Annotated in this window: 24 protein-coding genes; 4 read left to right on the forward strand and 20 right to left on the reverse strand. The window is 33.6% G+C overall.

The annotated features are described in order from the left end of the window. Positions 1 to 29: 29 nt before the first annotated feature. The 4 genes from ACHZES_RS22105 to ACHZES_RS22120 all read left to right on the forward strand — a co-directional run bounded on the left by ACHZES_RS22105 (position 30) and on the right by ACHZES_RS22120 (position 3,325). On the forward strand, positions 30 to 434 hold the full coding sequence (locus ACHZES_RS22105) for a zinc ribbon domain-containing protein (protein WP_395546691.1): 405 nt from the start codon (positions 30 to 32) through the stop codon (positions 432 to 434). A 134-nt stretch (positions 435 to 568) separates the two neighbouring features. Next, positions 569 to 1,672, forward strand: coding sequence for a hypothetical protein (locus ACHZES_RS22110; protein WP_395546692.1), 1,104 nt, complete (start codon positions 569 to 571; stop codon positions 1,670 to 1,672). 206 nt (positions 1,673 to 1,878) lie between these two features. After that, positions 1,879 to 2,502: a YbjQ family protein gene (locus ACHZES_RS22115; protein WP_395546693.1), complete on the forward strand. Its 624-nt coding sequence runs from the start codon at positions 1,879 to 1,881 to the stop codon at positions 2,500 to 2,502. 97 nt (positions 2,503 to 2,599) lie between these two features. Further along, positions 2,600 to 3,325, forward strand: a complete 726-nt coding sequence (locus tag ACHZES_RS22120) for a hypothetical protein (RefSeq protein WP_395546694.1) — start codon at positions 2,600 to 2,602, stop codon at positions 3,323 to 3,325. 504 nt (positions 3,326 to 3,829) lie between these two features. Here the strand turns inward: ACHZES_RS22120 and ACHZES_RS22125 are convergent. The 20 genes from ACHZES_RS22125 to ACHZES_RS22220 form a co-directional block, all read right to left on the reverse strand. After that, positions 3,830 to 5,401: a phage tail tape measure protein gene (locus ACHZES_RS22125; protein WP_395546695.1), complete on the reverse strand. Its 1,572-nt coding sequence runs from the start codon at positions 5,399 to 5,401 to the stop codon at positions 3,830 to 3,832. A gap of 98 nt (positions 5,402 to 5,499) precedes the next feature. Then, the gene (locus ACHZES_RS22130; protein ID WP_395546696.1) at positions 5,500 to 5,940 is read right to left on the reverse strand and encodes a hypothetical protein; all 441 of its coding nucleotides are present in this window, start codon (positions 5,938 to 5,940) and stop codon (positions 5,500 to 5,502) included. Then, positions 5,940 to 6,146, reverse strand: coding sequence for a hypothetical protein (locus tag ACHZES_RS22135; protein WP_395546697.1), 207 nt, complete (start codon positions 6,144 to 6,146; stop codon positions 5,940 to 5,942). Before ACHZES_RS22135 ends, ACHZES_RS22130 begins: the two co-directional genes overlap by 1 nt. A gap of 59 nt (positions 6,147 to 6,205) precedes the next feature. Continuing rightward, on the reverse strand, positions 6,206 to 6,454 hold the full coding sequence (locus ACHZES_RS22140; protein ID WP_395546698.1) for a hypothetical protein: 249 nt from the start codon (positions 6,452 to 6,454) through the stop codon (positions 6,206 to 6,208). Next, positions 6,444 to 6,653 carry a helix-turn-helix domain-containing protein gene (locus ACHZES_RS22145; RefSeq protein ID WP_395546700.1) on the reverse strand — a complete coding sequence of 70 codons (210 nt, stop codon included), beginning with the start codon at positions 6,651 to 6,653 and terminating at the stop codon, positions 6,444 to 6,446. The genes ACHZES_RS22140 and ACHZES_RS22145 overlap by 11 nt, the downstream gene beginning before the upstream one ends. A 240-nt stretch (positions 6,654 to 6,893) precedes the next feature. Beyond that, entirely contained in the window at positions 6,894 to 7,796 is a 903-nt protein-coding gene (locus ACHZES_RS22150; RefSeq protein ID WP_395546701.1) for a GIY-YIG nuclease family protein, read from the reverse strand. Beyond that, complete coding sequence (locus tag ACHZES_RS22155; protein WP_395546702.1) at positions 7,744 to 8,178, reverse strand: DUF1064 domain-containing protein; 435 nt, start codon at positions 8,176 to 8,178, stop codon at positions 7,744 to 7,746. The genes ACHZES_RS22150 and ACHZES_RS22155 overlap by 53 nt, the downstream gene beginning before the upstream one ends. 57 nt (positions 8,179 to 8,235) lie before the next feature. Next, the gene (locus ACHZES_RS22160; protein WP_395546703.1) at positions 8,236 to 8,745 is read right to left on the reverse strand and encodes a hypothetical protein; all 510 of its coding nucleotides are present in this window, start codon (positions 8,743 to 8,745) and stop codon (positions 8,236 to 8,238) included. A gap of 22 nt (positions 8,746 to 8,767) precedes the next feature. Beyond that, on the reverse strand, positions 8,768 to 9,157 hold the full coding sequence (locus tag ACHZES_RS22165; RefSeq protein WP_395546705.1) for a hypothetical protein: 390 nt from the start codon (positions 9,155 to 9,157) through the stop codon (positions 8,768 to 8,770). Between the two features lie 385 nt (positions 9,158 to 9,542). Continuing rightward, positions 9,543 to 9,743 carry a hypothetical protein gene (locus ACHZES_RS22170; RefSeq protein WP_395546706.1) on the reverse strand — a complete coding sequence of 67 codons (201 nt, stop codon included), beginning with the start codon at positions 9,741 to 9,743 and terminating at the stop codon, positions 9,543 to 9,545. Between the two features lie 33 nt (positions 9,744 to 9,776). Then, complete coding sequence (locus ACHZES_RS22175; protein ID WP_395546707.1) at positions 9,777 to 10,577, reverse strand: hypothetical protein; 801 nt, start codon at positions 10,575 to 10,577, stop codon at positions 9,777 to 9,779. Positions 10,578 to 10,628: 51 nt separating this feature from the next. Further along, positions 10,629 to 11,426, reverse strand: coding sequence for a hypothetical protein (locus ACHZES_RS22180; protein ID WP_395546709.1), 798 nt, complete (start codon positions 11,424 to 11,426; stop codon positions 10,629 to 10,631). Between the two features lie 12 nt (positions 11,427 to 11,438). Beyond that, positions 11,439 to 11,918 (reverse strand): hypothetical protein, encoded by a 480-nt coding sequence (locus ACHZES_RS22185; protein ID WP_395546710.1) that lies wholly within the window; start codon positions 11,916 to 11,918, stop codon positions 11,439 to 11,441. Positions 11,919 to 11,929: 11 nt separating this feature from the next. Then, a complete protein-coding gene (locus tag ACHZES_RS22190) occupies positions 11,930 to 12,961 on the reverse strand; it encodes a hypothetical protein (protein WP_395546712.1) in 1,032 nt (343 codons plus the stop codon). 270 nt (positions 12,962 to 13,231) lie between these two features. Then, the gene (locus ACHZES_RS22195) at positions 13,232 to 13,663 is read right to left on the reverse strand and encodes a hypothetical protein (RefSeq protein ID WP_395546714.1); all 432 of its coding nucleotides are present in this window, start codon (positions 13,661 to 13,663) and stop codon (positions 13,232 to 13,234) included. 11 nt (positions 13,664 to 13,674) lie between these two features. Beyond that, a complete protein-coding gene (locus ACHZES_RS22200) occupies positions 13,675 to 14,280 on the reverse strand; it encodes a hypothetical protein (RefSeq protein ID WP_395546716.1) in 606 nt (201 codons plus the stop codon). A 74-nt stretch (positions 14,281 to 14,354) separates the two neighbouring features. Beyond that, on the reverse strand, positions 14,355 to 15,356 hold the full coding sequence (locus tag ACHZES_RS22205) for a hypothetical protein (protein WP_395546718.1): 1,002 nt from the start codon (positions 15,354 to 15,356) through the stop codon (positions 14,355 to 14,357). A gap of 32 nt (positions 15,357 to 15,388) precedes the next feature. Next, a complete protein-coding gene (locus ACHZES_RS22210) occupies positions 15,389 to 15,874 on the reverse strand; it encodes a hypothetical protein (protein ID WP_395546721.1) in 486 nt (161 codons plus the stop codon). A gap of 62 nt (positions 15,875 to 15,936) precedes the next feature. Beyond that, on the reverse strand, positions 15,937 to 17,439 hold the full coding sequence (locus ACHZES_RS22215; RefSeq protein ID WP_395546722.1) for a hypothetical protein: 1,503 nt from the start codon (positions 17,437 to 17,439) through the stop codon (positions 15,937 to 15,939). Positions 17,440 to 17,653: 214 nt separating this feature from the next. After that, positions 17,654 to 19,165 (reverse strand): hypothetical protein, encoded by a 1,512-nt coding sequence (locus tag ACHZES_RS22220; protein ID WP_395546723.1) that lies wholly within the window; start codon positions 19,163 to 19,165, stop codon positions 17,654 to 17,656. Positions 19,166 to 19,195: the final 30 nt, after the last annotated feature.

Below are 19,195 nucleotides of genomic sequence, written 5' to 3' on the forward strand. Positions count from 1 at the left end.
TATGCATAAACAACAGGGGGAATATATAAATGGCCTTAATTAAATGTCCAGAATGTGATAATAGTATTAGTGATAGTGCGAAATCATGCCCACATTGCGGCTTTAATCTTGATCTGATCAAAAACACCGTAGAATGTCCATATTGTAATTTTGGGTTGCCCAACAAGATCAAGATGAATTACTCAAAAAAAGATAATGAATATATATGTCCTCAGTGCAATAGAACAGTAGGTATAGCTACTCCTGAGCAAGAGGTTATATGGGCTGCGCAAAAACATGAGGAAAATAATATTCCCAAGTGTCCGACTTGTTCGTCAACCAACATTACACGTATATCAGCAACCTCAAGGGTAATCAATGCTGGAATGTTTGGATTACTGGGAAATAAAAGAAAGAAAACATTTCACTGTAATAATTGTAAGTATGAGTGGTGAATTACTAAAAAGAATCTCTGAAATTACTAGAGGTTCTTTTTTTATTATAGGTTGCGAATAAATGTTCCGTCTGTTCTTGTGGTAATTTATGGTATATAATAATATCATCATTGTTTAATGTGGGGGGTATTTTTATGTTTCCAGAGGAGATAAAGCAGATTCTAAATAAATATCAAAATAATAATGAAGGTAGTATTCAAAATATAAATAAAAATATTGATACTATAATTACCGAATTCAAAATTATTAACGTGAACATAGCCAATCAACTTAAAAAACTAGCCATAGCTGAAAATACAAATAACAATGCAGAGGAACTGTTAAAGGATTCAATTGCCTTACGAGATTATATAAATTCTATTACTTCATTAGAATTTGAAAAGACATATAAGGATGACACTACAAATATAATGGCAGAATTAGGTGTTATTTTTGATAAAAATGTATCTCTATATCTTATCTCTAATGATTTATGCCCTTTTTGTAAGGTGAAATTAGTTCCACATATAATTTATTATCAAAGGAATCTTAATAATAAATTAGTAGATGAAACTATTGAATGGTATAAATGTCCAAACTGCGAAAAGTTTTTTGTTTTGGATTACGATGCTGAAAGTTTTGACTTTGATAATACAAACATAACCTTAAACAAGGATAAGTATGACGAAATTCCGCTAATAGATATCTATAGTGTGATTGTATTAAGTAACACGCTCAAATGCTCATCAAATCACCAATCAAAAGACTTGCTAGCAAAAATTCCTGTATTAAATGAAAGTGGTCAAATTTCATACATAAGGATAAGTGCATCGTATTGCTTCGACTGTGAACGTTTTACGATTCTCAAAGATGACTTTAATGCAATAAAAGATGTGGTTATGTGTAAAGTAATTGATGAAACGACCGAGGGACAAAGTAATAATTGCGATATTGAAATGGGACAAAAGCAATCCATTCTTTATAACTATGGTTATAATGTTCAGACAAAGAAAAACTTATCAGGCCAACAGAGGCGTATTATTTTATCTTCTGTGATAGAAGCAAACATAATGAATAGAAGAGATGTAATAAATCATATTAGCACTCTTATCGAAAGAGGCAGTAAAATATCATCTTGGAAAGATGCCACTCAAAAATGGAAGACTGATAGGAAATTTGTGACTGAATATCAAAAGGATTGCTTACCGGAGGTTATTTTTAATAATATCATTTTAAAATACAGAAAATCTACTAAATAATATGATTTAAAACAGCACGGTAACAATAGAAGCAGGAGACATTAGTAACAGTAATCTACCAAATTTCCTTATTGTAATCCGACTAATGTTAAAAAGGTTACGGACTTGTCTAAACCTGGTAGTGTGGTATTGGAGTATAATTACTGCTGATAATTTAGCATTGTAATAGTTGCAAGAGTGATTTTTAGCGAATGGAGACATAAATTATGATATTATGTTGTACTACCTGTGGGAACAGTTTTAATTCAGATATAGATAATAATAAGTGCGACTATTGCGGTAATGAAACAGTTGTTTTAATTACTGACGAAGAATTAAAATCAATTCCGAAAAGTGAAATAGCCCTTCTTTCTAATACTCTAAAAGAAAAATACAAAAGCAATCCTAAATATAACTCTGATGTATGGGAGGCCAGAGTATCAAGAGACAATTATATAATTACTAAAGAACAAAATATAAATTTAAATAATAACATTTCAAACCACAAATTAACTACTGGATTTGATTTTGACGGTTATAAGATTACAAAATACATAGCGGTAATAAGTGGGAACGTAGTTTTAGGTACTGGTTTATTCAGTGAATTTGTTGGCTCGATTAGTGATGTTTTAGGTACAACATCTACTCCTTTTGAAAACAAAATGGAGAAAGCAAAAGAAATTGCAATCGAAAAATTAATTATAAAATCAGCAACTATTGGTGGAAACGCTATTTTAGGTGTGGATTTTGATTTCTTTACTTTAAGCAATAATATGATTGCTGTTTCAGCGAACGGAACATCTGTCATTATTGAAGAAGTCAGCATTCAGCATGTCCCACAGAATAATTAATTGCTTCTCACGGGATTCATTATTATTAAAATGGATGGTACGATAGAAGATAAGGTGTTTGCTTGCCTAATAAATTTCTTTCAACGAGGTGATCATAATGAACTATAACTTTAAAACAAAAGAACTTGCGTGGAAGCATCTTATTAATAAGGAGATTGGTGAATATAAAAGATTTATTAAAGATGATAATCTTCCAAGCTTTAATATGATTTTTAGCCACAATACAAATGAGAAACCCAATTACTCAATGAAGGTAGATATGTATAAGAGGCCGTCTAATTTATATATAAACTCTGCTTTTATGATTGATAAAAATTTTAATTATAGATCCACGTTATTTCATGAATTCACTCATCTTTGGGATTCTGAAAATCTATTATTAGACAAAGACCCAAAAGTAAAAAGCTCATCATTATGTTTTTTTACAGAGTTTCATGCATCACATATACAATCATTATACATAATGGGATGCAATTCAATTGACAATTACGAAAATGCAAACTTAAATAATTTATTTAATACGACAAATAGCAATATTAAATTGATTGAGGAGTATCAACATAAATATAACTCAACTAAACTTATTGAAGATTATTTTGGATTAATAAATAGTTATATGTATTACTTTGGCAATATTACTGCAAAAAATGCTATATCAAATGGAAATGAAGATATTCAACATTTTGAGAACATATTTGATGAGACTCTTCACTTATACTACACTGCTCTTAAATATAACATAATAGATGATAGAATACTTGATGCATCATATGGAACTACTGAATTATTAGAGGCTCTTTTAAGACATGATGGTGGTAGATAGATTGCAAAACAGTAATAAATAGTTTAATAGGGGTAATATATTCAACGCCTCGTAAAGCGTTGATATCGTGTACACTTTGGAACATGCGTTAACAGCACAAAGAAATATGGCTTTCATGTACTGTGAGGAGTGGTGCTCTCTGAACACTCCCTATCTTCAATGATCTTATCCCGACATTGCTTGCGCAATTGTTACCATCGGATTATACATCGTGATACATAGATAGGGCTAGCTGCTTCGTTGGTGATTGTACATCTGTCGGGAATTATTTTTTATCCCTAGAAATCTCACTCCGGTGTGTAAACCGTTTGACTTATTTACCTTGTTTTTCGGTTTCTTCTAAAATAGAAGAGTAGTGAGCCTTACACTTTCAAGCAATTAATCCTCTTTTTATTTTAAAACTTTCATCTCATGGAATTGTTTATATCGCCATTTGATACATTCTTCCCCATGATAGGCCAACTTAAATTCCTCGGAAATTTAAGCGTAACTCTTATTACAGAGTTAACCGTAGTTTTTAATGAATGCTGCTATACCAGCACCGGAAAGCGTAGTAGACAAAACACCAAAGCCATTTATTGTCTTATCTAATACATTATTAAATGTCGTACCAGAATCTATAAGAAGCTTTAAGAAATTTGAATTAATAATAGTTTGTGATAGTGACTGGAACGAAGCTTCGTACTGTTTGGTTTTAGCCTCAATTGATTCCATCCATTTTTCTTGTTCTTCACGAGCGGAACCAGCTGAATTAATTGAAGCGTCGAGAGCTTTTTGTACTTGACCAGACTTGAACGCCTGAAGTATTGCCGCACCCTGATTTCCTCTCTGTTTCCCGAAAAGTGTCTCAAGTAAATCCACCTGATCAGTTTGTTTTAACGAAAAATATACCTTTGATACACTTTCAAGAATATCATAATAATCTTTGAATTTTGAAGGATCAGCCTCGTTCATAATATTAACTTGGCCTTTTGTTATATTGAGAATGTGTGTCTGAATTTTACTTATGGATTCTAATCCTTCTGATTCTTCACCAAGTTCTTCAAGAGCACCCTTCATTCCCATGACTCGCATTTGTCCGACTTTCAATGCGTTTCCGAGTTCCCCTGCGTTTTGAGTAATCTCTGAGCCTCCAGTGAGCAAGGCTAATGATTTATTGATATCCATCCCGCCAAGAGCAAGAGCTGAAGCTGCATTTTTAAGTCCTTCTCCCAATGAACCGGCATCGGTGGCAAATTCATTTCCTAATTTATTAAGAGAATCTACAATTGTTATGCTCTTTGAGCTTTCGATATTAAAAGCTTTCATAGCTGTCACTAAATCAGAAACAGCAGTGCCATCAGACACTTCACCCACGTTAGCATAAATTGATGATATTTTAGCCAATTCACTTGATTCATCAGTGGTAAATCCAAGTTTTTTCCATGTTGCCGTTTGCTCAATGAGACTGGATACTGTTCTCCCGAGTCTTTGGGCTTCTACATTTGAACTTTGAAGAAACTGTCTATATTTTGAACCAGTTTCATCGGATACCTTATAGAGATTAGTCATGGCTGTATCTATATCAACGATAGAATCCTTCATTTTACGCAGTCCATTAATGATAGCCATGATTCCACCTGAAGGAAGCAACCATGAAGCAAATTTACTTGCATCCGCCTTAAACGAATCCCCCCAGGTCTTACCAAGTATATTCATATCTCTTGACGCAATTTTGATTCTATTAAAATCAGCATCTAAACCTTTTAATTCTGACAGTGAAAGATTCGCTTTTCCCATTTTTGTGATAATATCCTGAATCTGATCACCAAACATCTTCATGGCTTTGGTGTTGTTGTCAGCCCATGTCTTAATTGTATTAACTTTTGATAGCTGCCTTGATTCAGATACAATTTTTCCAATTGCTGAAGCCGTTTCGTTTAAATCCTTTTTTGCTTTTTTAGCATCAGAAGTACCGACTTTTATTTCCGTTTTTAAATTTGCGCCTTTTTGTAATTCCTTTAAAATACTATTTAGTTCACTTCTCGCTTTTGCTTTATCAAATATAAGTTCAACGAGAGTTCTAAAATCAGCCATTCAATTCTCCTCTCAAAAATTTACACAATAAAAAACTCCCCTTGTATGAAAGGAGAGTTGGTTAATAAATAAGTGTTCGCTATAATATGGTGAAGATTTTATTTTGTATCTACGCCCACCCTTTTCAGTTCCTCTTTGAGAATTTTCAGAGCGTTGTTATCACAATAATTTTCAAATTCATCCCAGTATCTATGTTGTGCCGATTCTTTAGTTGTCCAGCCACCATGAATTCCTTCATTAGCAGCAAGTATCTGAGTAGCACCGTCCCATGACCAACCCCTTCCGCTAAATGGATAATTCATCTTATCTGCGTTCATAAAGATCTGTCCACAAGTATTATTAAGCATTTCTGTCATTGCTGAATCATAGAATTGCATAGTTCTTTGGTATTGTTTTGGTTCATACGCATCATAGTATTCTGACATAATCAATTCTTGCAAAGTTCCAAGTAATCTATTACAAGTTTTCTTTACGGCCTTTTCACATGCCGAAGCCATAAAGTTCTCTATTTCAATAAAAGACTTAAAAGTTCTAGTCATTACTTATTGTCCCTATGTACATAATCATGCACAACACCAGCAAATTCTTTAAAAAACTCATTCTTTACTTCTTCAGGTGTCATATCTTTAGAGGCAATAGCTAACTTTGTAAACAACCCTAAATAATCTTCACTATGAGATAATGCTTTGTATAACTCCACTTTTAGCTTTGCAAAGAACAATTTTGATTTAATATAATTAATCATAGATTTTCCTCCAATTTAAATAAGAGCCAATCATCATGGTTGGCTCTTAGAATATACTATTATTCAATTTCACTAACTCCTACCTCATGTGGCAATAATAACCACTTGGCATTTTTATGTAGATTGAATTTAGATTTAATGTATTCATGTACATCACATAACGGTATAATTGCCTTTTCTAACACACGAAACTCAAATGCCCCATCATCAGCAAAACACACTACTTTTACAGTTTGTTTTTCAACCACACTCTGTATTGGATTTAACTTTCCAACTACACCACCATCAATAATAAATTCAGTCATCATAAAAACCTCCTTTGCAGTCCACCATGTCGTTTAAAGTGACGCCAAGAGCTACGCATAATCTACACAATATATCAACAGACGGAATCATATCCCCAGATTCAATCCTGCTTATTGTAGATTTGCTTATCAAAGCTTTTATTGCCAAATCTTCCATAGACATGTGTTGTTTAATTCTTAAACTGCGCAGTTTAATTTTCATGCAATGCCACCTTTATAAGTTTTATTTTATGAAGGTATTATTTGCATTTATTAATAAATTTATTATGTACAATATAGCACATAATGCGTTGCGGATGTGCAACCTTGCTTAAGCGCTGGTTATTCTGTCCTAAGCGTTGTTTTGTGAGAGTTTATTGTGCAATTTTACCAATTGTGGGAGATAGAGGAAACTTTGTATTTCGATAAAAAACTATCGATATTCCGTTTGTAATTAACTCTTTTATGCTTTATCATAAAATGCCCACTCAAAACGTTCAAAATTATCGATTCCCCTTGTGGTATTATATCCATACTTATGATTACAACAAGAAGAAATTTGACTTTTATCAATATTATAATATCTTCCTGCTTCAGCAGCAGATTTAAATATCTTACCTGTTGTTAAACAGATGACCTCTCTAGTTCCAGGTCTTTTATATGTAAGATTAATATAATTACTTGGATTGTAGTTCTCATCATAATACGCCCACATTAACTTTTCCCCATCAAATTCTCCTCCGCATTTTTTCTCACCTTGACAATTTAATAAAATACTGGTGGATGATTTTATATTATAATATTTGGCAGCTTCAGTTATAGAATTAAACACCATATTTGTATTTATGCATATAACCCTTTTTGAATTCCAACTATCTCCACCTTTGTATTTCCCTTTTTTCAACTTAGATAAATACTCTCTTGTCTTTTTGGAATGATGTTTTCCGTAGAACGAGTTGTTGCTTCCAATATGCTTACCTTTTTGAGCTAAACTCCTATTTTTTCTAGCTTCATCAGTAAGAATCGCTCCTGTCATACCGTCCCCACCATCTGTTAGGTTATACCCAAATTTACTGTTTTTTGACTTTAATTCTTTTATTAGCCGCTTTTCAAAGTTTTCTGCTTCATTTTTAGTTAAATGTTCTGCTATAATTTCATGATGAAAGTTTTCCCATTTATATTTTTGAATTGCATTCCAAAAATATCTACTTGTTTTATATCCATTTCCATTTTTACCCCATCTGCGCTTTGGAATCTGAGATGTCACACCAATATAAATTTTGCCATTAATTTTATTTATGTGCGCATAAACACTATAATTTTTTATTTCTTTTTCGTTCCGCTCTGGCTTTTTTAACTCGTTCATACTCACACCACCCTCCATCTATTTTTGAAAAGCAAATCCACTTATAGTCAACGGTGGGGTAGTGGTACCAGAACAATTTCCTCTTTAAAATGGCGACACTATCAGGGCATCCCTTTGTATCTATAACTTCTTCATGGCCATCTTTATAAACAATAAAAAAGTCAGCCACATATTTAATTGGCTGAACTGATTTCATATCGTGTACGAACTTTGGTTGTAACTCATATGGTTTTTGTAATTCATAATTTACCACATCGCCACTCTTCACTAAAGGACAAAGTACATCACGATAATATTCCATTTCTAAGATTGAATCAAAAACAATTCCATTATAGCTTCGTTTACTAATATCTTTATCTACGTTAAATTTTGTTCTTTTCAAATCTACTCCATTTCAATATCAAAAAGAGCGACTTCGAAATGAAATCGCTCTTTTATATTAAAATCCGTTTTTCAATTTTTCTTTATATGACTCGCTAATAATATCCATGCTTAAAGTCACCTCACCATTTGTAAGTTTATTCTTCTCAAGTAATTTCTCGTATTTTTCATATGTTTTTAGACAGTGCCTATACCCATCCTGGTTACAAGGTTTACCTTCGGATATTTTAATTGCAAAATTAATTATCTCCAAACGCATAGTGTCGATTTCTCTATTAATAAACATTTCTTTTAATTCAGACAAATCTTTTCTAATAGCTTCGTCGTGCTTGATAGATTCTTCTACATCTACATTGCGTTGATTTCTTAGTTCAACTAATTCATTGGCTGTTCTAATTAACAGCTCATGATCTTCACGCTTTTTTCTTAACCACTTGAATTCTAATCCAGTTTTATCAGCGATCCACTCTAGAAGAGTTACAATGCCTTTAAATCCTGCGAAGATCACAAATAGACCTGAAAGTACAAGCGGAAAATCAACCTGTAACAGTGCTTTTAATTCGCTCACACATTATGTACCGCCTCTCGAATTATAACGCTTTATTCTTGATGTCGAATAAGGCGGTGCCAACTAATGAGTCTAAATAATCTTCAAAATCAGAATTGGCTTCTTTTAAACTTCTGTAAATAGAAGTTGACAATGCCTGACACACTTTTGTCTTGGCAAGCTCTTTTACTTCTCTCTGTTTTTCGGTTGTCCAGTCGGAAGTTTTCTTAATATCTTTGACTTCAACCTCATAAACACACTTTACGGATTTTACAACTTCTTCATATAGAATAGCAGCATACTTATCCAGCTTCTTTGTTTCTAGCCAGGAATAAGCCTGTTTCCATGCATATCCTAAAATAGGAACTAGCACAACAGTCCAAATAGCAGACAACAGCTCCATTATATTAATATTCTGTAACACTTCATTCATAGTATACCTCCTACTTAAACAGGAAAAATGGCAAACCTTCCTGACTATTGGAAATTTCCTCACAGGTATGTTATCCACTTTTACATGTATTGTCTTACATAACCTCATCTAATATTGTCTCTTTATTTATGAATAGAATTCCGATAATGCTTTGAAAAGCTTTTTATTCTTTTCATATTTGTAGGTAATTAATCCATTTATTTTCTTCACAAAAGTATATTTAATGCCTTTTCCTGTAAGATAATTTACCTCTGCCAGATATTGGCTTTGATATTCCTTATCAAATTTTGTTTCGTATATAATATATCCTCCTTTCCAAGACGTAAAAAATAGGGATATGCAAAAGATTGAATATGCATATCCCTCACACTATACAATTCAATCACTATTTTATATTTTCAGATGCTTTAATTTCTTTGATCTTAAAAATTCCGTTCTCGTTAGATAAATCAACGTATTTTCCTTCATACTGCTTTACGTTATGCTTTGCATCAAAAACAATGTCGGTTTTCATTTTGTCAATTGTAACTATAATTGAATCATAGCCATAGGTTCCCTCTACTACTTTTTCAATCTTAATTTTCACTAATAGTCCTCCTATAACAGCAAGAGATGAGCATTATGCCCATCTCGTCATCTGAATCATAGTAGAACTGTTTGCAGCCTTCATGATCTCACATTCAAATGATGTTGGCTGCGGATCTCCCTCGGCGGAGAAGTCAAGATTAAGATTAGAACTCCATTTCAAGTTTGGTATCACAACCTGGAATGCTTCGTCTTTACCCGTCTCTCTGTTTCTGATCACCGTGTTACCTACCAACTTATATGTACCACTAAAGTGAGAAGCATCAATTACGTAAGTTTCTGTAGTGGCGGCACTTGCAAATGTATAATAAACAATAACTTTTTTGTTTGATGCGGCAGCTACAGTTAAAGTCTTACCGGTGAGCTGTGCTCCGGTCATTACAATTGGAGTACCGCAATCATCGCTAGCTTCATATACCAAAATCTGACTCGCTGCTTCCTTTGGAACATAAGCCAGTTCAATAACACCAGAAGAGCTTGCCGTTAAAGGATATAATTCCCCTTTATCTTTGGGAGTTGCACCGGTAGTGTCAAATTCTGTTGACTGCCTCATATATACAGTCTGCGCCCCTGTTACAGTAGCAACACCAGATATTAATTCAAGAGACTTAGGTGAAAGTAAGGCGTCTTCAATAGTCAGCTTTCCTTCCTTATTTAACTCCCATGTGATGAGCTTTGCATTACCTTTTCCGCCTCTTGCATATACCTTTTCTGCAGTTACTTCGATAGAAGAGGTCTTTAAAGTATCAAAAAAGATTACTGGTTTACTTGTGGACATATCATAAAGAATTACATCCATAACTTCTTTAGCACCAAATTTAGTATTAGCACCCATTATGTTTCCTCCTAATTTTCAATAAAATAAGCCGATACATAAGTACCGACTTTAATCATCTTGTTTTTCTATTTTTGAGAGCCAATGCTGAAGTTTTACATCTTCACTTTTTGCACCAGCCAACAACGCTTGTATATTTACATGAAAATCATCCATTATTTTTAAACGGTTAAATTGATTATTAAATTGATAAATATCGTATCTATCATACACTTCCTGCAACGGCATATGTTCAGCCTGAGCAAATATGCTTATTAAGTCAGTCATATTTATACCATCGTCTTCTCCATTTGCCCGTTTTGCCTTATTTAATTTTTCACGTAGTTTTTTCCGCTTTTCTATTAACTTCTTTGCCATTTCATTGCTTGGATTATCATTTTCATCTACTCCATTTAAATCAATTAGACAGTTTCGTTCTTTTAAGATTGTTCTGAAGTCGTCATAATTAACGTCATTTAATAAACGTTTTTCATCTTCTGGATTTCCTATTATAAATCCGTAGTCCTGATGAAATACAACATCCTTTTTAAAAAAAAGGGATAAAAACGATGGTATAGTAACACTTAATAAACTATCTAGCTCGCTTACTTTCAATTGTCCAGATTTTATAGAATTTTGTTCTTGTAAAATGCTTACCATTATTAGCATGAATGTAGATGGATTCTCTATAGCACCATTTAACAATTCATTTGCTTTATCGTCGTCCATGCACAAAATAGATATTGCGTTTTGAAGTTTTGTAAATCCAATGTCAGCCATTTCTCCTAGTGAAATTTTGTATGTTGGTATATCACCTAGTAATAATGGACTGCCCCTGAGCAATTTGTGTTCTAGATCGTATTTGTTCAAGAAGCCACCGCCTTACAATTTATTGTCTATATTAAATTCTGGACAGGTATATATTAATTGTCTACCATAGAACTCTTTATTTGGTACAAGGTATGTTGCAGACTGTAACCTCAATCTCCCCAAACCAAAGTTGTTTGAACTATTTAATAGTCTATCAACCATATCTGTGAGAATATCTGCTCTTGTTCCTAAATATCCACTTTTAGAATATTTCATAATTCCTCTATGAGAATAGCACCATATAATAACTTTCATATCCTTGTAAGAAAAATCCATTGTACGAGGCACGTCAACCTCTACACAGACATATGAGCATTGTTGAGTTTGGGTATCATCTATGTAAAGATACGGAAATATGTGTTTATACGTCAAAAGTTCATCAATGTTCTCTTTATCATAATTTTTACCCAGAATTAATTCTGCAACGTCTTCAGATTGGACGATAGAAGAAAATAATCTGTTTTTATATTTTCCAATATCTCTTAATGTCAAATGATACCTCCTTAAAATCCTTCAACTAAAGTAATCCGAACTTTCGTCACATGATTACCACCAATGGTCACACTCAATAAAAATGACTCGTCAATCAGAGAGTCATCGTTTACCTTTAATTTGATTGTTTTGCCACTTACTGACCGAATTATCTTATCATCAAAATCACTGGCCACACTCCATTTAAAATCTACGTCATCAATGGCATTGCCGTCTACATCGGTGAATATCACTGTATAAGTTCTTTCAAATCCAATCTTCAGACTTGTGTTACCATTGATGACAGCAAATAAATTCGCTGTTTCATTTGGAATATTGGGGTCGATAGGATCTGGATCAGGTGGGGTAATAGGAGAGGAGTGATTGCAAATCCACACTGATCTACCATTATCTAATTTTACAAGCTTGTCCTCACTGGCGTTATACTGTGTTTGAGTGAATACGATATTTAATACACCTTTCTCACCGTATCCAAATGTAATATCATCTGGCCTTGTAAGTGTATATGGTTTGCACACGTTATTATCACGAGACATATGTATACGGAGTCCGTTGTCCAGTAAATAGGTGTCTTCATCATATGGCATGTATACCATAAATTGATTAGATTGAAGTGTAATCGTGTTATTTCCAGTCTCTCCATTATTATATGCGGACGCATTCTGCACCCAAGCATACCTTGATACGATAGTACCATCTGCCTTTTGCCAGAACAGTTCGTATTGGCATTGTCTTAAATTACCGTCAGTATAAATTTCGTCATCGCAATCTGCTTCATACACCAGCCAAATATTATTTGACCATTCTACATAGTCACCAGCAAGAATCTTCTGACCAGGTAATGATTCAAATTCCTTGTAATACGGTTTTGAATTAGTATTGATAACAAGATAAGCTTCTTCACCATTTAGTTTGATTTCTTTATATGAAGGGTTATATGGTGCTTTGCCGAGAATATTCTGTTTTAGGCGATTTACATTTCTTTCTCTTTGAGTTGTGCCATTTATATTGAGACGACTATTATAAATATCCCAAAATCCCATAATCACACCTCATTCTGTATCTTTTTGATATTATCAATACACTTGAATACTTCTCGCTTACACTGTTTATTCGTAAAATCATTATTGCTAAAATACTGAATACTGTTAATTATAGCGATATATTTAGTGTTTGATGATAATGAGGGATATGTAATCAATGCGCCCTTTAACTGTATCAGCAGACTATCAATATACTCAGGAAGATATGAGTTTTGCTCTTCTTTGAGCGGTAGAACCTTATACACGCTACCAACAATATTGTTTAAAAAGTTATTTACCATTTTTACCCACCTCCGAATGAGCGAAGGAGTAATTATTAACTAAACCTCTTGCACTTTTTTTGAGATAAGCCAGTGTTTCCCTTAATTCCTTCAACATATTAGCAGGGCTATACATTGAGAAGTCCTTTGTATTCAAAACATTTGATAAATTATCAGTGAATAGTACCTTTGGTTTTAACCACTCAACAAGCATATTTTCAGTAATAATATCGATAATCTCATCGTCTAATTCATTACTAAAACACTCCATAACATCATCTCTGTCATATAGATCAACCTCACAAACCTTTGCAAACTTTGTACATGCGGATTTCATATAACCAATTATAATAGTGTCTCTTGTTAAATCATCAAATTTAGGTAAATCCATATCAGTTATTTTATTTAAAAATGCTCCAATAATTTCTTGATAGGAAGTCATAAACACGCCTCCTAATCATCATATTCAGAAGCTAATTCACAGCCAATAACTTCTTCTAGTACCTTCACCTTTGCAATAGAGTCAATGATACCTGCTTTAATTAATTCGTTTGCTCTAATAGCAATAGTTTCTTTAGTTGACACAGGCATTTTAGAAACTTTATTCCTAATATCATCTACACTCCAATTAAACACATCATTCAGATTTGATGGGCATAAGAAATCTTTATAATAATTAGAAATTTGTAATGCTTCATAAATTTCTGTAACATCAACATCTACATATTCATCAGAAGTATCAGCAATTCCATTAATTAAAATCCAATTATCCTCTAAGAATTTTCGCTGATTTGACTTCATTGCTCTTATATCAGATACATATAAGCTCTGCACATCACCCATATTTTCCCAAGTATATTTATCACCTGTCTTATGGTTAATGTAAATAAGTTCTCCGAATCTATTACTCGCAACCAAAAGTGATACATTGTCATCTAATTTCAGCCTTTTCTTTTCCTGAGTTTGTGGTTTTATGTGAGTTCCTTTTTCAGTTTCTGTATTTACTGTAATATTTTCAGTTGCTACTTTTTTTGGTCTTCCTGGCTTTCCGTTTGCCATTATATAAATCCTCCTTTTTATCCTTTCATTCTAAAGGGTGACTAAATAGCCACCCTTGTTTGCCCTGTCTATAATTAAGACAGAGAATAGAAGCCCTGCTTAGTATTGAATACAAGACCAACGCCCACTTCCTGCCCGTACAAATAATTCTGTGTAAAGTCGGCAGCCTGTAATGGATCATTGGCAGAAAGAATTCCTTCACCAACGTTTACTACTTTAATCGGTTTATCTGCTCCAGCAAACACATAAATCTTGCTGTTATCAAGCAGAAAACTATCTGTGCCGGTCTTGTGTCTCTGAGGAAGGTAAATCATATTAGTGCCATTGAATTTGCCATAGAAACCCATATTATAAAGATCAGACTTAGCTTCATCAGATACAACAGCTGTAGTGACTTTTCTAAGAGCGGATTTTGTACCCATAATTGTAGCAACGGCATCATTAGCAGCCTCTACATGCTCAACGAGTTCTAATAGGGTATCTTCAGAATATGTACCGGATTTAACGTATGTAGAGTTCAATCCACGAGTGGTAGTGGTTACACCATTGAATACAGTGTAAGTATCCTGTCTTACTTCCTTAATCATAGCTTCGCCAGCTTTTCTAATAAAGGTATTAAAATCAACTCTGCCGGCCATGAGTCTCTTCAGTTCCTCATACACCTTAATAATTTTAAGCTGAGTTTTGACGTTGTACTTTTCCATTGCGCCTAGTCTCTGTCTACGAATACCGCTAGTACCGTATGCGGCATCAGCAACGACAAACTCTGTCTTGTCTTCAGTCCAGAAATCAATATCGTCTCCTAATGCGATATTTCTATAATCTACGAGGTTAAAGAAAAATTCATCGCCAGTAAATCCTTCATGGACAATTATAGGAATGATTTCCTCTACAATATCGAATACAGGATTCCCTCTATGAAATCTTTTAAAGTCTAAATCCTTAGAACCACCATTTAATTCAATTAACTGCTCGACAAGTGCTTCGGAATTTTTGGAAGTATCAGCAAAGTTACTATCTACTCTGCCCTTAATCATATCAGTAGCAAGTTTTAACACTTTTAATTTATCTGCCATTATGTATATTCCTCCTTAATATTTTTATAAAATTAGTCAACCTGAACGGCGTATTTACCATTCACGTAATCAATGATTTTTCCTACGACGGTAGAACCAGAAGTGGCGGTGGAAACTACTTTTAACTTCGTACCAGCCTGTAATTCTACGATACTACCCTCCGCTGGTGTGCCAGTAAATCCTTCGGCAGTAAGAGAGAAGATATCACGAGAGAATAATAGATCGGCTGTACATACTTCACCTGCTTCATTTCTAAATTCTGCAATATTTTTCTTTCTTTCATCGGCCATTACCTCTGGGGTTGTGATAAGAGCCAATTTCGCTACGGGCGTATCAACAGCAGGAGTAGAAGTTGCATAAACTTCCCTTTCACCATCAATCAAATCACCCACAACTACAACATTTCCGTTTTCGATTGCAGCATCAACGCCACTTGGACGGTACTTTACAGAAATTCTTTTAGAACCATCCCATTCGCTTGTCATTTTTTCTCGTGTAACAACACAATAATTTGCCATGTTTTGTTCCTCCTTATTTTCGAACATAAAAATAGAGCGTCTAATGCGCTCATACTATTTGTTTATTTATTGTATTTAGAAGCCAAGATTCCGCCATAGCCATCGTCGGTATTGGTATCTTTCTCTGACACTTCAAAATCTAACTTTACAACATCGCTTTTCTTTTCTGTTGAAAAGTTGGTTGCAATCTTACCAATTAAAGCAAAGCATTTCATCTCAATATCTTCTACGGAAAAGTCCGTATCAGACTCTTTTAATGTTTTGTACTCATCACAATCTGCAAGCTTCTCGTCGAACTTTTCATACAACAATTTTAAATCTGCTTTTCTTCGATCATTCAAAGTATCTTTTTCAAATTTCTGCAAACGTTCTAGTTCACATTTGTCTGCTTCAAAAGCTTCGTAAGTGGAGCGCATCTTTTCAATGGTGGCATATTCCTCCGCGGTAAGCCACTTTACAATCATTGGTTCAAATTCGGTCGTAACAGAGACAAAACTTTCCGAAACGGTATATCCAAATCGTCCCTTCTCATAAGACCATTCTTCGCCGTTATATTCTTCCTTTTCAACATAAACATAAGAATCATCAAAGTCGGCGATCCAAAATCCTAAATAATACTCCAAACTTCCGTTTCCATCTCGCATTTCCTCACGCTTCAGCGCACTTCTCAATAACTCACGTTTTTCATTATATGTTGAAAAACTAGTATATACTTTTGGTGCGTTTCCGTCTTCAATTTCATTGCTAGAATTATTTTCTTTAAAAGACTTTAAATTATCTCTTAATTCAGTTTCTGTCATTGTGTCTGTAATCTCAAAATTAATGTCTTCTCTTTTAACACTAAATTCTTTTAAGACACCCTCAATCTTATCATTGTCCAATATATTATTTTCTCCTTTCTTGGAATTATCTGTTACGGGTGTTTTGTCATTAATACAAGTATTAAACTGTTCCAGCTTTGTTTGTATTTCATTTAAAGCAAAATTGACTTCTATATTTGCACCCTTCATAGCTGGTTCAATATTATTTCCCAGAGCACAGATTCCGTCAAATTCTATTTTAGTAAACACAAAATGATTGTCCTCATCAAATTTTCCAGAATAATTTTCCGTGAGCTCCATACTTGCATCTTTAATAAAATCACGAGTAAAGATGTCGGTATGTTCAATTTTGTTCCAAATTAGTCCATCAACAACTAAGTATGTGCGCTCAACGCCGTCTTCGGTAGTGTGATTTTCATATCTTGGATTGCATGATTCTCCAATAACTCCAAATGGAATACATTTATACGTAACCTTGATAGTACCATGTTCAATACTTAATTCTTGTCTATGATCTGAAAAATCATCGTCCCCATCACTATTTTTTTCTACATAAGCCAGTATGGGGGTGTTACATAGTGTCGGAATGGCTTCATCAACTACTTCTTTATTAAAGATGCTGTTGTTGAGATTCAGACCTAAATGCATCATTTTAATCTTTACTTTTGTAAATCTTGTATCCGCAACTGAATAGTCTTGAACTTTTTCAAAAATAATCGGTATAATTCTATTTACTTCTGACATGATTTCCTCCTTCCCTAAAATCTCAAACCCTTGTTCAGAAGGAAATCATTATTAGAAAAATGCGTATTTACGTATTTTAAAAGTTCCTCTGAAAATAAAAAGGCATGAACTTTATTACCGTTCATGCTGTCAAATGTATATTTAAAACCAAGAGAAGAGAGCAGTACAGCTTTCTTTTGGTCAAATACTAATATTGTATTATACATATAAATACCTATGCCTTCCGATTGTCATCTCGTGACTGCTCACCTGCGGGAGTTAAATCATCGTCATCTTTAGTTGGTCTTCCACCTTCGCCACCAGTATCTGACGGCATAGTATTTGAAGATTTTAATGGTTTCCATTTTGACGTTAAATCTAATATATCTTCCAACAATGTCATGCCATATGTGTCTGCTGGAGAATAGCCAAACAAAGATAAGATTAATGTCTTTGTGGGGGTTCCATAGGTTGATACCTTCAGTAAGTTATCCAGATATTCTTTTTTATTGTAAATAGTACAGTCAAGAATGTTTATCTTAAACTTATATTTTCCAGATTCTCCTTTTAACTTTCTGTTTATTACCCGTTCAATCATTCTATGTACATAGAAAATCAAGCTCTGATCTGAATTCAAACTTGCATTAATAGCGGCGGCAGTAGAGGTATCTCCGGAAAACAAACTACCGTTTACTCCTGCCGAATCCCAAAAGTCCTTTTGTGCCTGGCTATATGCACTAATTTCATTTGCTGTTCCGCTTCGCTCAAACGCATAATCTTTGATATCAGCGATTGACATGCCAATTCCAATGTTTTTTGGTAAAACAGAACTGATCATGTTGTAAAATTTTTCATATTCTTTATAGTCAACCTTATAATCTCCATCATCATTTAGCTCTAATTTCATCATTAAGAGTTTGTAGTTGTCCAATTCTTTCTTACTCTTATCAAGTTGCTTTATATCTTCAATGTCATAAAGGAAAGGAATCAGATTTGCAAACATGGGAATTATATAATCAAGATTATCAGATAATTTTAATGCGAATGAGTTTTCACTATTAAGCTCTTGCCATTTATATTTCTTTCTATTGCTCTTATAAAGAGTATATTTCGTTTGAAATTCTTCTCCGTACATTGATAGTCTTTTGGGATAATTATCGAAGAATCCAAAGTCAAATGAATATCCTAATACACCATCTACAATCGTATTCACTTGGCAATAATTATAAGGCAAAAGTTTTATAAAGTAGCTGTCATTTGTAGAGTACTCATAGCAGTAAGCAATGTCTTCACGGAACATTACATCTATTACTTTTGAAAATTCATTTTTAATGTTCATTACTTCTAGTTTATCTATGATTTTTTTATACTGCTTTTTAAATTGAGTGGCATCAAAATTTTCTTCGTCTAACTTATATGGAAGTACAACATAGGCGAGCATAGACATTTTCCCAAAGTATTCATATAAACGCCTAAAATGTTGAGAACTTCCTGCTAAATACCTGCACACTTCAATCAGTTTTGCTTCATATCTAGAAGGGTTTTCCAACCATCTTAATATATCTTCTCGTTTATACTTCTTAAAAAACTGATTTGCTTGTTGTTCGTTTTCCAAATCACGAAGTATAAGCTTAGCTGTTTTCATATATTGCAAGGCGGATTCAAATTGTAAACGTTGTTTTTCTGTGATTTCTTGTTTTAAAATATTTTGCTCTGGTTTAATATTCACAATATCTGTCTGTGACATTTTGTGGTTTTCCTCCTTTCTCAGTAATTT

This window comes from Lacrimispora sanguinis, assembly GCF_044987295.1.
GTDB lineage: Bacteria > Bacillota > Clostridia > Lachnospirales > Lachnospiraceae > Lacrimispora > Lacrimispora celerecrescens_B.

Coding starts and splice junctions, on each gene's coding strand:
- ACHZES_RS22125 (WP_395546695.1), bottom strand. CDS start 5,401: ATGGCTGATTTTAGAACTCTCGTTGAACTTATATTTGATAAAGCAAAA.
- ACHZES_RS22115 (WP_395546693.1), top strand. CDS start 1,879: ATGATATTATGTTGTACTACCTGTGGGAACAGTTTTAATTCAGATATA.
- ACHZES_RS22110 (WP_395546692.1), top strand. CDS start 569: ATGTTTCCAGAGGAGATAAAGCAGATTCTAAATAAATATCAAAATAAT.
- ACHZES_RS22120 (WP_395546694.1), top strand. CDS start 2,600: ATGAACTATAACTTTAAAACAAAAGAACTTGCGTGGAAGCATCTTATT.
- ACHZES_RS22190 (WP_395546712.1), bottom strand. CDS start 12,961: ATGGGATTTTGGGATATTTATAATAGTCGTCTCAATATAAATGGCACA.
- ACHZES_RS22175 (WP_395546707.1), bottom strand. CDS start 10,577: ATGGGTGCTAATACTAAATTTGGTGCTAAAGAAGTTATGGATGTAATT.
- ACHZES_RS22220 (WP_395546723.1), bottom strand. CDS start 19,165: ATGTCACAGACAGATATTGTGAATATTAAACCAGAGCAAAATATTTTA.
- ACHZES_RS22145 (WP_395546700.1), bottom strand. CDS start 6,653: ATGAAAATTAAACTGCGCAGTTTAAGAATTAAACAACACATGTCTATG.
- ACHZES_RS22200 (WP_395546716.1), bottom strand. CDS start 14,280: ATGGCAAACGGAAAGCCAGGAAGACCAAAAAAAGTAGCAACTGAAAAT.
- ACHZES_RS22195 (WP_395546714.1), bottom strand. CDS start 13,663: ATGACTTCCTATCAAGAAATTATTGGAGCATTTTTAAATAAAATAACT.
- ACHZES_RS22105 (WP_395546691.1), top strand. CDS start 30: ATGGCCTTAATTAAATGTCCAGAATGTGATAATAGTATTAGTGATAGT.
- ACHZES_RS22135 (WP_395546697.1), bottom strand. CDS start 6,146: ATGATTAATTATATTAAATCAAAATTGTTCTTTGCAAAGCTAAAAGTG.
- ACHZES_RS22165 (WP_395546705.1), bottom strand. CDS start 9,157: ATGAATGAAGTGTTACAGAATATTAATATAATGGAGCTGTTGTCTGCT.
- ACHZES_RS22205 (WP_395546718.1), bottom strand. CDS start 15,356: ATGGCAGATAAATTAAAAGTGTTAAAACTTGCTACTGATATGATTAAG.
- ACHZES_RS22150 (WP_395546701.1), bottom strand. CDS start 7,796: ATGAACGAGTTAAAAAAGCCAGAGCGGAACGAAAAAGAAATAAAAAAT.
- ACHZES_RS22210 (WP_395546721.1), bottom strand. CDS start 15,874: ATGGCAAATTATTGTGTTGTTACACGAGAAAAAATGACAAGCGAATGG.
- ACHZES_RS22130 (WP_395546696.1), bottom strand. CDS start 5,940: ATGACTAGAACTTTTAAGTCTTTTATTGAAATAGAGAACTTTATGGCT.
- ACHZES_RS22215 (WP_395546722.1), bottom strand. CDS start 17,439: ATGTCAGAAGTAAATAGAATTATACCGATTATTTTTGAAAAAGTTCAA.
- ACHZES_RS22140 (WP_395546698.1), bottom strand. CDS start 6,454: ATGATGACTGAATTTATTATTGATGGTGGTGTAGTTGGAAAGTTAAAT.